Below are 14,275 nucleotides of genomic sequence, written 5' to 3' on the forward strand. Positions count from 1 at the left end.
GTTATGTGGGTCGCCGTGGACGCGATGAGCGGAGATTACGGCCCTGAAGGTATCGTCGAGGGCGCAGTGATGGCAGTACGAGAATTCGGACTGTCGGTTTCGCTCGTCGGCGACGAACAAGAGTTACTCGATATCCTGTTAAAATTTGATTATGACACAGAGAAAATCCGTGTCATTCATTCTACTGAAATCATCGGTATGAATGATTCTCCTTCGATAGCAGTCCGCGCTATGGAGGATTCTTCCGTAGTCAAAGCAGTTCGTTTAGTAGCAGATAAAGAATGTATCGGTGTGTTTTCTCCGGGAAACACAGGTGCTACTATGGCCGCCGCATTATTACACCTTGGTCGTCTGCCAGGCGTTCTGCGACCTCCCATTGCTGCGCATATTCCACGAGAGGAAGGACCACCTGTGCTTCTGTTAGATGCCGGTGCCAATGTTGATTGCAAACCCGAATACCTAGCACAGTTTGCTTTGATGGGTGAAATTTATGCCCGCGAACTTTTTGGAATCCAAAACCCAAAAGTCGGAATCCTCTCCAATGGGGAAGAAGACAAAAAGGGAAATACCGTTTCTATTAAAACCTTTGATCTCTTAAAAAAAATCCCTTTCAACTTTGTTGGAAACGTAGAAGGCCGCGATCTTTATGGTGGCGGCCGAGAAGTGGACGTTGTTGTATGTGATGGTTTTATCGGGAACATTGTTCTTAAAGCAACAGAAGGACTTGCAAAATCCATATTCAATGTTTTAAAGAATTCTATCAGACATTCAAGCCTTGCAAAAACCGGTGCTTTACTTTTAAAATCAACCTTTACGGCTGCGAAAAAACGTTTAGACTATGCGGAATATGGCGGTGCCCTTCTTCTTGGTGTAGAAGGGATTTGTATGATTGGTCATGGTTCTTCTAATGCATTGGCAGTGAAAAATGCCGTTCGGGTCATTGCCGAGTGCGCCAAACACGGAATCAACGATCGGATTCGAACAAGACTTAGCGAATATAAAACTCTTTTGAGTGATTCAGTTTAAACATAAATAGGATTCATTTAGATTCATTTCATTTAGAAAATATTTTAGGAATTAGGAAAGAAGAGGAAAAAACCAAATGATTAGTTTATCAGGAAAAACAGCCATCGTAACAGGTGGAGCAAGAGGAATTGGAAAGGCAACTTGTTTGAAACTTGCTTCTCTTGGAGCCAACATCGTTGTAGCAGATATGAACCCAGAAGCAACGAGTGCTACTGCGGAAGAATTAAAATCCAAAGGTTACAAAGCAATTGCTGTAGTGGCGAATGTTTCTGTTGAAGAAGATGCACAAAAACTAATTGATGCGGCAAAAAAAGAATTTGGAACTGTAGACATCCTCGTGAATAACGCAGGGATTACTCGTGATACTCTCCTTATGAGAATGAAAAAAGAGCAGTGGGATGCAGTGATTGCAGTAAACCTTACTGGAACATACCTCTGTACACAAGCAGCAATCAAAGTGATGATGAAACAAGAAAATGGTGGATCAATCATCAATCTTTCCTCTATTTCCGGTGAAAACGGAAACATTGGACAAACAAATTACTCTGCATCCAAAGCAGGGGTCATTGGTTTTACAAAGGCTGTGGCTCTTGAGATGGCTTCTAGAAAGGTACGTTGTAATGCGATCGCTCCAGGTTTTATTGCTACTGAAATGACAGAAGCAATCCCTGAAAATATCAGACATGGTATGGTGCAAGCAATCCCACTCAAACGTGCGGGTCTTCCTGAAGACATCGCCAACGGAATTGCCTTCCTTGCCTCTGATGCATCTTCCTTTATCACTGGACATGTTTTAGATATCAATGGTGGTGGATTTTTGCCAGGTGGCGGTCACTAAGATTTTAAAATAGAATTCATTACTAACAATTAGTAATGATATACTAAATAATAAACAATAACGATTGATTGTTATTGTTCTGTCCCCTCCCGATCGGATGTAAAACCGTTTTCGAGGGGATTTTTTATTTGTTTCGATTTTGTTTCGATTGGTATGAAAAGGCTCGAGGGATTTCCATTGTGTAAGCAATCCCTTCCGTCTCTTCCCCAAAAAAACCAATGCCCTCTAATACAGAGATAACTTCTGGAAGATTTTTTTTGGGAATGAGAAGGTTTGCCACCTCTCTTGCTGGCGTAAATGCATTCAGTTCACTTTGTGAATGCATAAGTTTATTTAGAGATATTGTGGAGCTAGAAACTCCGACCTTTCGTAAACTAACAAGTGCAGATTCGATGGATTCCTCCTTACAATTTAGAACAACATTGACTCCTTCGAAATAATTTCTTTGGCGTGTGGATTGCCTAAATTGGTTGGATTTTTTTCTCCAGTCCATATTCCCGTATAACTGATCCAATGCGGAGATGATTTGGTCCATACTAGCAGCTTGTTTTGGTCCTTCTAAACTGACCTTGGTATTGAGTAATCCACGTCCCATAGGGAATTCAAAAATAAATCCTCTACCTGGAAGGTCGAGTCTTCCTACCTCAATGATAAAGTCCATCGCATGTTCTGCGTCAGACGAGTGAACAACGATTTTTAAGATTTCTTTTTCTTTGGGAATGGTGATTCTTAATAATCCCAACTTATCACGTAAACCTGTCCCTGTTCCATAACTAATGGTAGGAACTGCCACTCCATTTTGTAAAATCAAACGAGCAATGGATTCTGCTGATCCACGCGGAAGGATACAAAAAATTCCAGTGAGACCCGAAAACCCAATGGCTTTATTTTTTTCTTCTGTTGTAAAGATGTAGTCGGTAGGAACAGGACTGTGTAAGTCAATTGTCTCTGAATACACACTTCCATGTCCTGGAACATTTAATTCCGCTGCATCTCGAAATAGTGTGAGTAAAAAGTTTTCAGCTATTGGTTCGCAAGAAACTTCAAAGATGGTAACTGGTGTATCAATAATAGAATGGTTTTGGTAAAAGTCGAATAACAACCAACCTCGTTTTGCAAGGACTGGATACCTTCCCTGTTCCATAGAGAAATAATGAATTTTATTTCTTTTTAAAGCAGAAACAACAAGATCTGTTAGGTCTCTGTGAATAATTGCGGTGATTCTAATGGCTTTTCGTTTAGAATTCATTTTATTTCTCTTTTAGTTCCGAATCACGTAATGAAAGTTTGCGGGATTTTTCGACGATCATCCCCATAAGAAGAACGGATAAAATAGGGAAGGCGGAAGCTGCGGCAAGAACTCCGAACCCATCCACCGTACCCATTTGGTTTCCGATCCCAAGTCCCATGGCGATGATGAGTGGAACTGTTATGGGACCTGTGGTCACTCCCGCACTATCCCAAGCAATATCGATAAACTCGGATTTGCTGAAAGTATTTAAAATAAGAAGGAAGAGATAAACTGGAACGATGATCCAAACAAGTGGGATCTCAAGTAGAATCTTTAACATTCCTAGAAGTGTGCCTAAACCCACCCCTATGGCGACAGATTGGATTAATAGGGATTTACGAAAGGTTCCAACCGTTGTTTCTTCGACTGCATTCCCAAGAGCAGATAATGCTGGTTCTGCGAGAGTAGCACTATATCCTAAAAAGAAAGCAAAAACTAAAACAACTAAGTAACCAAGCAAATTGTCTTCCTTCCCAAAGATGGGTCCATGGATGGGAACATATTCATACACCTTACTTTTTGGATTCCAGTTTTCTTCGTGATAAGGAATTCCTGTATAGGATTTCCGTTCTTTAAGATAAAAGAATTTTTCTTCTTTTCCTTCTTCGTTGACTGCCTTCAATACAGACTTGGGGTTGAAGTTTGGGATAAATTTTGTAGAGTCTACAAGTTCAATGGAACGAAATGTAGAGGGAAGTTTTCCTCCCACTTGGTCTCCTAGTTTGTTCAGTCCAAAAATAATTCCAAAGTTAAAGATGGAAAGCCCAATGACAGAAAATCCTATTCCTAAAAAAACTTCTTCGGGATAAGGAATTTTTTCTCTGATAATAAAAGTCAAAAATAAAAGTAGAAAAATAGAAATGGGAAGGATGGCTCGCATCGCCATCTGTAAAGCATCTACGATATTATCTTTTGCTTTTTGATAAATTTCTTTGGGATTGGTAGCGAGTGTTAAGGAAGGTTTTTTTGTAAGAGGAATTTTATGAGAATCGCCAAGTAGGAGTTTTGCTTGCTCCAATGTAATTCCTTGTTTGAAAAAAATCTCTTCCGGCATGGGTTTTGGTAATTTTTCAGAAAAATACATTCCCACAAGAAATACAGAAAGGATTGGAAATAGGGAAGCGAGTGTCACAACTCCATAAGCACTACTTTGTTCATTTTTTTCAGCAACTTTGGAGATCCCGATCCCTAAAGCCACAACAAGTGGAACGGTTACAGGTCCCGTTGTCACAGCCCCTGAATCCCAAGCAAGACCAGATATGAATTTTAAATTCTCATCGAAGTACGCATATATACTCACACCTAACAATATGAATATGGTAGGAACAAGAATTCTCATCAAAGAAAATCCAAATAAAAACCGCAACATCCCAAAAACTACAGAAACGCCGACTCCGATGGCTATAGATAGATAAAGATAGTGAGAACCTTCATTGAGTAAAAAGTAAAGTAGGGGTGCATCCCAAGGAGCTACTTTGCTACCACAGGCTCTCAGTATGGAAATGGCAGGTTCGGCTAAGGTGGCCCCCACCCCAATGAGAACGGAAAATACAATGATACTGAAGAGGCCTAACTTTTGCGGCAATCGAAGCCCTAAGGCTTCACCCAAGGGCATAAGTCCAAGAAGTAATCCCTCCAAAAAAAAGGTAAGCCCAAGGACAACGGCAGAAATTCCAAAGGTAATGAGTCCCGCTTCTTTGATAGGAATTCGTAAAACAAATAATTGAAAGAGTGCAAGGTATAAGACAATCCAAATGACGGCTTTGATCTGGCCCCAAAGTTTTTTCTGAAAGTAAGGTAATATTAGGGTAATTGTTTCTCGAAATCCAATGTGAATGGACTCTTCTTTTTCATTCCTTGCCATATAGACAAACTGAATGGGAAAAACTTTTTTGCAAAGGGATTTTCAGAAAGAATGTCTCCCGGCGGATACCGGGAGACGAAGTGGGCAAACTGGGAAAGAGATTAGTATTTATAAGCCTTATCTTCTTGAATGAATTTTTTTGTAGTGGTTGCCGTAAGATTCACAGTGGGACGAACAACATGTGTTGGTTCATTGTACCAAAGGAAGTTTGATATACTTGCTGGATTCACAACAAGGGCATTTCTTGGCACATTTAGTCCCTGTGCTGTCCCATCATACTGAGCCGCAGGTCTTGCGTCGATAATCTGTTGTTTGGTGGTAAGTCCCCAGAGATTTGCAGGATAAGCGCCGGCTGTAATTCCATTTCCTGTTCCTACGGTAAAAACAACTAAGTCTTTAGAAAGATTGATTCCAGATGAGGTTCCCTGTGATATGACTTGGTTTGTTGGCAGCCAAAAAAAGTAAAGCAGCCAGTAAAGTATTGTTGTCTTCTTTCTTATCGACGCAAGAAACCGAGAAAGAAAGTCGGAGGAAAGCGGTTAGTGTTCGGGTCCATTTATGAATCATGGTGTTCTTCCTTTAAAAATGTTCTTAGAATTGATTTCGTAAGGAAGGGTTGGTTATAAAAGCATGTTCTGTTATAGCAGAATTTAAATCTGTTAAAATAGAGCAAACGATCGGAATTCCGTCCAGAATTTTGGAATTCTCAGGGGGATCGTTCGCTTCTCGCCATTTTTTTTAGCAAAACGTCCCCAATTGACCTTGTGTAATTTGCGTTAGGTGATGTTAGAATGATGTCAAAGGTTTCAAGAGGAAAATAATCTATTTAGACTTGCCAAAAATTCCGACAATTTCATTTTAAAAAAACGCTAGGCGTACATATATACCTAGCGGAAAACGATTTAACACTTGCCCCACTGATTAACAGTGGCCTGGAGGATATAAAATGGCAGATTTCGAAAAAATTAAGTCAATCATCGTAGAACAACTTGGTGTTGATGAATCAGAAGTTACACCTGAAGCTCACTTCATCAATGATCTTGGTGCTGACTCTCTTGATACAGTTGAACTAGTTATGGCTCTTGAAGAAGAGTTTGGTGTGGAGATTTCTGATGAAGACGCAGAAAAAATCCAAACCGTAGGCGATGTAATTAAATTCATCGATAAACTTAAGGGGTAATTCCCAATCCAAAAACCGGGTTCCTTGAATAGAGGAACCCGGATCTTTGTACCTTGCCGAACTCGATTCGTATCAAACTTCCCCCCGAAAGAATTTCCTCTCTCAAAGAACTTCAATCCCTTACAAAAACACAGTTTAAGGATATATCCCTTCTCCACCTAGCATTTGTTCATAGATCATTCGCAAACGAAGACTCGGATCGTTATCTTTCTGATAATGAACGATTAGAATTTTTGGGAGACTCCGTTCTTGGTATCCTCGCGGCCGAATTTTTATACAGGTCCCTTCCGAAAGGAAAAGAAGGAAAACTAGCCAAACTCAAAAGTAAAATGGTTTCGGCCCCTGCCATTGCGAAACTCGCTAGATCCTATAGATTCCCTGAATTTTTACTTCTAGGTAGGGGGGAGAGAGAAAAGGGGGAATCCAATACCAATCTCCAAGCAGATAGCTTTGAGGCCTTTCTAGGGGCTCTGTATCTTGACCAGGGTCTTGAGAGTTGTCGGAAATTTCTCACTCCTCACTTTCAGGTGATGGAAAAGGGTGTGGATGATGCGGAAGAGACAAAAGATTATAAAACCATTTTGCAGGAATTTTGCCAAAAGAAATGGAAAAAAATACCAGAGTATTCCGTTATGAAAGAAGAGGGTCCTGACCACGACAAAGAGTTCCTTGTTTCTGTTCTTTGCGAAAATCATTTCCAAACCAGCGGAGATGGAAAGAACAAACGTCGGGCAGAACAGATGGCAGCCAAGGCAGCTCTCCGCTTTTTAAAAATACTATGATCGACTTTTTATTAAAATCCAAATCGATGCGGGTTCGTGTGGCAGCCCTCATCCAAGATCCCAAGGGTAAAATTTTACTTGTACAACAGCAGAAAAAACAATCGGGGTATTGGCTACTTCCCGGTGGAGGGATTGAATTTGGGGAGTCGGGAGAAGAGGCACTCAAACGTGAACTAAACGAGGAGTTGTCTCTGGAGGTAAGCCAGATGGATTTTTTATTTTTAAATGAATCCATTGATCCGGATAAAAAACGCCACTTGATCCAAATTGTTTTTTTAACCAAAGTAAAAGATTTGTTACCAATCCTAAATCCAAAAGAAAAAGCAATTTCTGGATTTGGTTACTTTACAACAAAAGAGATTTTATCTATGGACATTCGTCCGGACATTAAACATTACTTCCGAGCTAAAAGCACAAATAAACCTAGATATATTTCCAGCCCATGGGTGAATGAACCATGAAGTTGTCAGAACGTGAAATTATTGGGCAGGGGTTTCGTTACCCAATTGAATTACACGAAGACTTCCAGGGCTTATCCGAAAAATTAAATTCACTTCCCAAAGTTTCCAAAGTATATGTCCTCACAAGTCGTGAAATTGCTGGCATTTACGAAAAATACATTACAAAAGAACTAAACTCGCTGAACGTTCCTTTTTCTTTTATTTATTTAAAACCCGGTGAAAAGAACAAACACATTGATCGGGTAAAGAAGGTCTACAACCAACTCATTGAAACAGATGCAGATAGAAAGGCAGTTGTTATCGCTTTTGGTGGGGGAGTTGTCGGAGACTTCGCTGGATTCATCGCAGCGACCTACCAGAGAGGTGTACGGTTTGTCCAGGTTCCTACGACACTTCTTGCTTGCGTTGATTCCTCTGTGGGGGGAAAGGTTGCAGTCAATGTAGATTCGGGTAAAAATATGGTAGGAGCTTTTTACCAACCAGAGTTTGTATTTGCACCTCTTTTTACCCTATCCACTTTACCAGAAAAAGAATGGAGTTGCGGACTTGCAGAAATTGTTAAACACGCATTTCTTGATGGCGGAGATTTTTTAGATAAAATATCCAAAACAAAACGTTCCGATTTTTCTGCCAATTCACCAACACTTCGTTATGCGATTGAGGAGTCGGTTCGAGTTAAGTCTGGGATTGTTTCTCAGGACGAAAAAGAAACGGGTTTACGTGCTGTTTTGAATTTGGGACATACCACGGGACATGCCATAGAATCCTTAACTCAATATAAAAAATACTCCCATGGGGAAGCAGTTGCTGTTGGTCTTGTGACAGCTTTGTTGTTATCACGAGAGCTTGTTGGTTTCTCAGAATCAAATTTTCAAAAAGCAATTACGCTTATGAAACAATTGGAACTTCCAACACGTTTAGGTGAGAAACCAGATGAAATCCTAAAACATATGGAACATGATAAAAAAAAGGAAGGGACTTCCTTAAAATTTGTTCTATTGGAAGATTTTGGAAAACCAAAATTTGGTGTTTCTGTGGATCGTAAAACTATCTTTGAAATTTTAAAACGTCAGAAAGGGAAATTGTAGAATGGGTGGAGGAAGCCTAAAAGAATTCTATTTGGATTTGAATCCATTAACACTGCTTCGTAGTTCCGGTCGTGATTTTGCAGAAACTATGATCCTATTTGGATACATGGTAGTTTTTGCTATTTTTTCCTATAAAATCACAATGGTTCTTGTTGAGAGAATCAAACCAGCACCCGATGCCGTTCACGAATACAACCGCAGAAAAGTGGCTCGTATGGGTTTCCTTTTGGTTTTCGGAATTGCTTATCTTCCCGTTATTTTTTCTAGTTTATCACTCCTGCCAACTGTCCTTGGTCTTGCTGGCGCGGGGATTGTCATTTCGCTGAAAGAAGTTTGGCTGAATATGGTCGGTTGGTTTATGATTATGGGAGGTAATGGATTTAAGGTTGGTGACCGAATTGAGATCGACAACATCAAAGGGGATGTTGTGAATATTGGTTTTTTTAAGTTCACTCTACTTGAAATTGCAGCAGATCCCAGATTTGAACAATCCACAAACAGACTCATTCATTTCCCGAATTATAACGTTGTATTACATCGATTTTTTATCGTTTCGGAAACCATGGATTTTGTTTGGGATGAGTTTCGTGTGTATTTGGATTTGAATTCTAATTGGGAAAAAGCAGAAAAAATTTGTTCTCAAATTCTGAATGAAGAATTGGTATTAGCACCAGAACTAGTAGAATCAAAAATTCGCGAGATGTCAAAAAATTACCTGGTGAGGCTTGGCAAAACCACTCCTATTGTGTATACTTCCTTAGAACCAGAAGGAACGATCCTAATGTGTTTGCGATATTTAACGCCTATTAGGTCAAAGCGTCTTAATCGAATCCTTATCTCCAAAGAAATTCTTACAAAGTTCAAAAATGAAAATGACATCCACATCTACTCCCATTAAAGATAATTCCATTTGGATCTTTGTATCCTTACTTCTTTTTGTTTTGTTGGCCGGTGTAATTTTGGGTCCATGTAAAGGTGGCACAACAAAACATAACTCAATTCCAAAAGAAGCGGTGTACAATAAAAAAACAAACTACTATAGTTTAACTAGTGAAGGTATCTATCGGGAGTGGTATGAAAATGGAAATTTAATCACAGAATTTCCGGTAAATGCACTCGGTCAACCCGATGGATATAGCAAAAAATTAAACTATCTTACTGGAATTACTATCATGGAAGGGAAATTTTTAAACGGAGATCGAGATGGTCTTTGGAAGTTTTATTTCTCTGATGGAAAGATTTATATTGAACAAAACTACAAATCGGGGAATCGAAAGAAACAATTGTGGATTCAAACTGCCGAACTTGGAAATGAAACGGGATCGTTCCATAGATATTTCCGAAGTGGTAGGTTAAACGAAAAAGGTTTCTTTGATGGTGGGCTTCGCACTGGGGACTGGGTGCGTTATTATCCAGACACTAGAGTGGAAGAGAAAGGTAGTTACGAAAACGACAAAAAAGTAGGTGAATGGTTTTATTATTATCCCACTGGCGCTAAAGAAGCCTCTGAAGTTTACTCCGATGAAGGAGATTTGATTGCGAGGTCAACCTATTATCCAAATGGGAAGGAATGGTGTTTAGTGAGGAAAGGGAAGGAACCAGAGTGCCATTAGGCACTCCTTTCATGTGGATTAGAATTCGGTGGCTTTACCGAAGAGACCCAAATGGTTTTGGATTAAGTCAATATTAAACAACAAAAGACTAAACAAAAACGTTACAAACAAAACAATCAAAATGGTGCTAAACACAGCCCAGAAACTATTTCTTAAAAATCTAAATTGTAGATAAGCAAAACTAACAGCCAGGTTCTTCCAGTTGTTACTATTTGGTTCTCCACCCACTTTTTTGTAGTTGAAGATATAAAACAGAGATAAAAGCCCAAGTAAAAAGAATATAAAGTAACTAAATTCAGTTACGTAGTGTTTTTGTAAGAGAAAGAGAGGAATGTAAATTAAATTTCCAATCAAAATCCCAATTAGGATGATGATGGCAACATGAAAAACAGGGGCAAAGATGGATCCTGTTTTTGTATTACTTGGTGATCTACCTTCTTCCTCTAAGGAAGAGGAAAACTGGAGAGATTGAAATCCTTCTGCCAATTCTTTGTTTTTTAAAATTAAACGGTAAGAGATGATTGTGATCACATAAGTGAAAACTAAAAAGACAAAATAGAAGTAGGATAAAACTTCCTTTTGTAGCATTAGGTTGAATTGAAAAAAGACTTTTGGCGCTAATACGAGAAAAGAAACAGGATAAAAAACATTTGCCAAAGACTTATGAAACCAAACTCGAAAGGCATAAGAAACTGCCGTTGAAAAGGTTAATAATAAATAAAATAGGGAAAGCCCAAGTAGTAACTTTTGTCCCACTAAAACACGTTTGATATTGTCTTTGGTTTCTTCTTGTTCTGTATCAACGGGGAGTTCTCTGGATTCCAACTCTACCAAAAAAGATTCTAAATAAGAAATCCGATTTAATACTCCATTTTCAGAAATCACTTTTGGTTTCATGGATTCCATCGCCGATTCTGAAGTTTCTGCTGCGATATAGTCAGGGAATTGAACTGTGTAATCGACAAAGAGGGAGTGGATGATTACGATAGCAATGAATATAGGTGTAATGATAGGGAGTTGTTTTTTCAATTTTTCCATAGAGATTATAAGATCACAAAAATAGTCATCATACCAATAGCAAGGACTACTAACATAATGATGTAAGGCCATAAATGAAAACTTTCATCCGCAGAAAGAGTCGGATTCTGTTTTGCTTTTGAGACTGCTACTGTTGGTGAGGCAACCGAATTCATGATGTTGGCTGCACCTTGTTGGCTGTCGGTGGTTTTGATTTTTACAGAGTTTTCTTCCTCAATGATTTTCCCGTATACTTGCTCATTGATTTTGATGACAACTTCCGAAAAATTCTTGTTATTCGAGATGTTCACAATTTTAGCGGGAATTTGTTTGATCGCACCAGACTCTTCTTTCAATTCTAAGGCATTGATAATAGAATCTGTGACTGCGTCTCCTGGAACCAAACGGATGTACACATTGTCACCTGCTTTCAGTTCTACGAGTGGTGTTCCATTTACGGGAGAGAGTTGGAATTTGAATTGAACAATTTGTTTATCCGCAGGAATTAAAAAACCAGAGGCTTGAGGAACTGGTGTTACCGGAGGCGCTTCTTTTTTTGCAATTTCCTCTTCATCCACGGTGGTTTTGGAAATATCGTTTGGATCGATTAGTTCAAAATGGATTTCGACCTTGGGTTCCGTGTTCCCTGAGGTTCTTTTGTGAATTTCACTAAAAACAAAATCCAAACGATCTGTTAGGTTGTGATCCATGTAATGGAGGATTTCTTCCAAAAAACTTTCTGAGCCAAATTTGGTTTTGATCAGCTCTTGGAGGGACTTGGTAATGTTTTTTTGTTGGTCCCCTTTGTAGATGACCCTCTGCATCCGGTTGTAAAAGTCCTGAAATGTGGACCGAACGGGCAAAAGGGACAGTGGGCTTGTACATGAAACTCCCTCAAACTTCACCGATTTGGTTTCAACCGGGTCAATGACGGCAGCAATCATGGTGTAGACCATGTTGGCTTCGTCTCGAAGGTTTACTTTGACAGAATAATAGTTTGGTGTCTCAGGCATAAGGTTCTTTTTTGACAGTATCCATCTTTAGAAGAAAGCTGTCAAAAAGATTAGGTCATCATGGGAATCGTCTCTTTAATCACAATCCGTTACATCCGAGGGTCCAGAGTTCTGGGTTTCCTCTCTATCAAATCCAGGCTGTCGTTCATTGTTATGGCGGTCGGAGTGGGACTCCTAGTAGTAGTCCTCTCCATTTTCAACGGATTCCAAAAACAAGTAAAGGAATCACTTTGGCAAGGGGGGCCTCATATCACCATTGAGAACTCTTACGGTTCTGGTGCCATTTATGATTACGAAAAGGTCATCAAACACCTGAAGGAAGACCCGAAACTTGCGGAGTCCTTTGTTTCCGTAGAAGGAAATATCACAAGCCACGGTCTCATCCAAAGTAATAACAACTTCAACCCGATTATGATTCGCGCAGTTCCCGTGGACTCCGTAGAAAAATTGGTGGAGAATGGTCTACCGAACTTTCCTCGGATCTTACAATACGATCGAGATGAAATCCAAGCTATCAATTCTAAAAAGTTGGTGGTTGTCGGAAAAGAAATGAGTGCCATTTACGGATACGGTCTCGGTCGTGAGATTACCATGGCAGTTCCTGGGGGAAGGTTTACTGTCGAACGAGGGGTTCAAGTGAACGTAAAAACCTTTCGTTTAGTTGGACTTTTTAAAACGGGTTATTATAACTACGATTCAAAGTTTGTGTTTTTGTCTCTTCCGCAAGCCCAAGAGTTTTTTAAAATGGAAGGTGCAGTAAACCAAGTGGCAATTAAGGTTCGTTCTCTAGATGATTTAAAACTGACTAAACATAGAATTTTATCTCGGTTAAACGAAGAGAATTGGAATCCAAAAATTCAAGAGGAAACTTCATGGTCTGTGCGAACCATTGCAGAAGAACAAGAAAACTTTTTGGCAGCCCTAAGACTTGAAAAAACAATCATCTCTATCATTGTTTTTCTTTTTATCGTTCTTGCTGCCCTTGGGATGGTGGCAACTGTGCACTCTCTCATCCGTGCGAAACGTAGATCCATTGGAACATTAAAAGCACTTGGTCTTGCATCCAATGATATACTACTTATCTTTACTTTGAATGCAATGATCGTCGGAATTCTATCTTCGCTTGTGGGTGGGATGACGGGAATCTTCATTGCTACAAAATTAGAAGTCATCATCAATATCATTTCTGAGATTATCAATGGGGTTGGTGGTTTACTCAATCCAGGCGATTGGGATCCAGTGGAACTTGTTCCAAAAGATATTTATTATTTTGACCATATCCCTGTGGATATCGATATATCTTTTATTTTTATGGTGACAACAGCCGCAACGATCCTCTCTGGACTTGCTGGTTATTTTCCGGCACGTATGGCAGCTAATCTAAACCCTGTGGATACAATAAGAAATGACTGATATAAGTGTAAAACCAACTGTTTCTGTTCGCAAATTAGAAAAATACTACCAGGTTGTAGACAAAAAGTACCATATCATTTCTGGTCTTGATTTTGAAGTGATGCCTGGTGAGATTGTTTCTGTGGAAGGGGCATCGGGTGTGGGAAAATCCACACTTCTCAATATCCTTGGTGCCATGGATTCTTTTGACGATGGTGAGGTGGAAGTTTGTGGGGTCAGTCTAAAAAACCTAAATGAAAAACAAAGAGAAACTTTCCGTGCTGAAAAAATTTCTTTTATTTTCCAACAACATCTTTTGTTACCAGACTTCACTGCATTGGAAAATGTGATGATGCCTCTTCTCATTGCCCGGATGAATCCGAGTGTCGCCAAAGGACAAGCCACAGAGATTTTAAAAAAAGTAGGCCTTGGGGAAAGGACTGGAAGTTTTCCTTCCCAACTATCGGGAGGAGAGAGTGCGAGAGTCGGTGTCGCTCGGGCCCTTGTGGGAAGAAGACAACTGATTTTGGCCGATGAACCCACAGGAAACTTAGACCGGGATAACTCAAGACATCTCATGGATCTTATTAAAGAACTCCAAAACGAATTTAAGTTTTCTTTGATTCTTGTGACTCATGACTTGGAGCTTGCCTCCATGGCTCATAAACGGAACAGAATTGTTTCAGGACAGCTAACGCCAGTTACGTAAT

The 14,275-nt window shown here is 39.7% G+C and carries 16 protein-coding genes; 10 read left to right on the plus strand and 6 right to left on the minus strand.

The annotated features are described in order from the left end of the window. Positions 1–3 precede the first annotated feature (3 nt). Complete coding sequence (plsX, locus tag LEP1GSC199_RS05030) at positions 4–1,026, plus strand: phosphate acyltransferase PlsX (protein ID WP_039926126.1); 1,023 nt, start codon at positions 4–6, stop codon at positions 1,024–1,026. Positions 1,027–1,102: 76 nt separating this feature from the next. Beyond that, a complete protein-coding gene (gene fabG / locus LEP1GSC199_RS05035; protein WP_002978342.1) occupies positions 1,103–1,864 on the plus strand; it encodes a 3-oxoacyl-ACP reductase FabG in 762 nt (253 codons plus the stop codon). Between the two features lie 124 nt (positions 1,865–1,988). Here fabG and LEP1GSC199_RS05040 read toward each other — a convergent pair whose 3' ends face one another. The 4 genes from LEP1GSC199_RS05040 to LEP1GSC199_RS21650 all read right to left on the minus strand — a co-directional run bounded on the left by LEP1GSC199_RS05040 (position 1,989) and on the right by LEP1GSC199_RS21650 (position 5,586). Continuing rightward, on the minus strand, positions 1,989–3,113 hold the full coding sequence (locus LEP1GSC199_RS05040; protein ID WP_002978268.1) for a P-II family nitrogen regulator: 1,125 nt from the start codon (positions 3,111–3,113) through the stop codon (positions 1,989–1,991). A gap of 1 nt (position 3,114) precedes the next feature. Continuing rightward, entirely contained in the window at positions 3,115–5,019 is a 1,905-nt protein-coding gene (locus tag LEP1GSC199_RS05045; RefSeq protein WP_002978402.1) for a DUF1538 domain-containing protein, read from the minus strand. A 101-nt stretch (positions 5,020–5,120) separates the two neighbouring features. Then, positions 5,121–5,270 (minus strand): hypothetical protein, encoded by a 150-nt coding sequence (locus LEP1GSC199_RS21645; RefSeq protein WP_002978284.1) that lies wholly within the window; start codon positions 5,268–5,270, stop codon positions 5,121–5,123. 145 nt (positions 5,271–5,415) lie between these two features. Then, on the minus strand, positions 5,416–5,586 hold the full coding sequence (locus LEP1GSC199_RS21650; protein WP_002978144.1) for a hypothetical protein: 171 nt from the start codon (positions 5,584–5,586) through the stop codon (positions 5,416–5,418). Between the two features lie 379 nt (positions 5,587–5,965). Here LEP1GSC199_RS21650 and acpP point away from each other — a divergent pair, with 379 nt between their 5' ends. The 6 genes from acpP to LEP1GSC199_RS05075 are packed head-to-tail and all read left to right on the plus strand — an operon-like array spanning position 5,966 to position 10,143. Then, positions 5,966–6,199: an acyl carrier protein gene (acpP, locus tag LEP1GSC199_RS05050; RefSeq protein WP_002974954.1), complete on the plus strand. Its 234-nt coding sequence runs from the start codon at positions 5,966–5,968 to the stop codon at positions 6,197–6,199. 53 nt (positions 6,200–6,252) lie between these two features. Next, complete coding sequence (gene rnc, locus LEP1GSC199_RS05055) at positions 6,253–6,981, plus strand: ribonuclease III (protein ID WP_002978303.1); 729 nt, start codon at positions 6,253–6,255, stop codon at positions 6,979–6,981. Continuing rightward, positions 6,978–7,442, plus strand: coding sequence for an NUDIX domain-containing protein (locus LEP1GSC199_RS05060; protein WP_002978167.1), 465 nt, complete (start codon positions 6,978–6,980; stop codon positions 7,440–7,442). Before rnc ends, LEP1GSC199_RS05060 begins: the two co-directional genes overlap by 4 nt. Beyond that, positions 7,439–8,530, plus strand: coding sequence for a 3-dehydroquinate synthase (gene aroB, locus LEP1GSC199_RS05065; protein ID WP_002978294.1), 1,092 nt, complete (start codon positions 7,439–7,441; stop codon positions 8,528–8,530). Before LEP1GSC199_RS05060 ends, aroB begins: the two co-directional genes overlap by 4 nt. 1 nt (position 8,531) lies before the next feature. After that, the gene (locus LEP1GSC199_RS05070) at positions 8,532–9,428 is read left to right on the plus strand and encodes a mechanosensitive ion channel family protein (protein ID WP_002978552.1); all 897 of its coding nucleotides are present in this window, start codon (positions 8,532–8,534) and stop codon (positions 9,426–9,428) included. Next, positions 9,403–10,143 carry a toxin-antitoxin system YwqK family antitoxin gene (locus LEP1GSC199_RS05075; protein ID WP_002978309.1) on the plus strand — a complete coding sequence of 247 codons (741 nt, stop codon included), beginning with the start codon at positions 9,403–9,405 and terminating at the stop codon, positions 10,141–10,143. Before LEP1GSC199_RS05070 ends, LEP1GSC199_RS05075 begins: the two co-directional genes overlap by 26 nt. 18 nt (positions 10,144–10,161) lie before the next feature. Here LEP1GSC199_RS05075 and LEP1GSC199_RS05080 read toward each other — a convergent pair whose 3' ends face one another. After that, positions 10,162–11,181 (minus strand): LIC_10230 family protein, encoded by a 1,020-nt coding sequence (locus tag LEP1GSC199_RS05080; protein ID WP_002978526.1) that lies wholly within the window; start codon positions 11,179–11,181, stop codon positions 10,162–10,164. 5 nt (positions 11,182–11,186) lie between these two features. Beyond that, the gene (locus tag LEP1GSC199_RS05085) at positions 11,187–12,173 is read right to left on the minus strand and encodes a hypothetical protein (RefSeq protein ID WP_039926132.1); all 987 of its coding nucleotides are present in this window, start codon (positions 12,171–12,173) and stop codon (positions 11,187–11,189) included. Positions 12,174–12,233: 60 nt separating this feature from the next. Between LEP1GSC199_RS05085 and LEP1GSC199_RS05090 the strand changes: the two genes are divergently transcribed. Both LEP1GSC199_RS05090 and LEP1GSC199_RS05095 read left to right on the plus strand, forming a co-directional pair. Beyond that, positions 12,234–13,586 carry an ABC transporter permease gene (locus LEP1GSC199_RS05090; protein ID WP_039926134.1) on the plus strand — a complete coding sequence of 451 codons (1,353 nt, stop codon included), beginning with the start codon at positions 12,234–12,236 and terminating at the stop codon, positions 13,584–13,586. Then, positions 13,579–14,274, plus strand: coding sequence for an ABC transporter ATP-binding protein (locus LEP1GSC199_RS05095; RefSeq protein WP_002978548.1), 696 nt, complete (start codon positions 13,579–13,581; stop codon positions 14,272–14,274). Before LEP1GSC199_RS05090 ends, LEP1GSC199_RS05095 begins: the two co-directional genes overlap by 8 nt. Position 14,275 lies beyond the last annotated feature (1 nt).

The organism is Leptospira vanthielii serovar Holland str. Waz Holland = ATCC 700522, from assembly GCF_000332455.1.
Lineage (GTDB): Bacteria > Spirochaetota > Leptospiria > Leptospirales > Leptospiraceae > Leptospira_A > Leptospira_A vanthielii.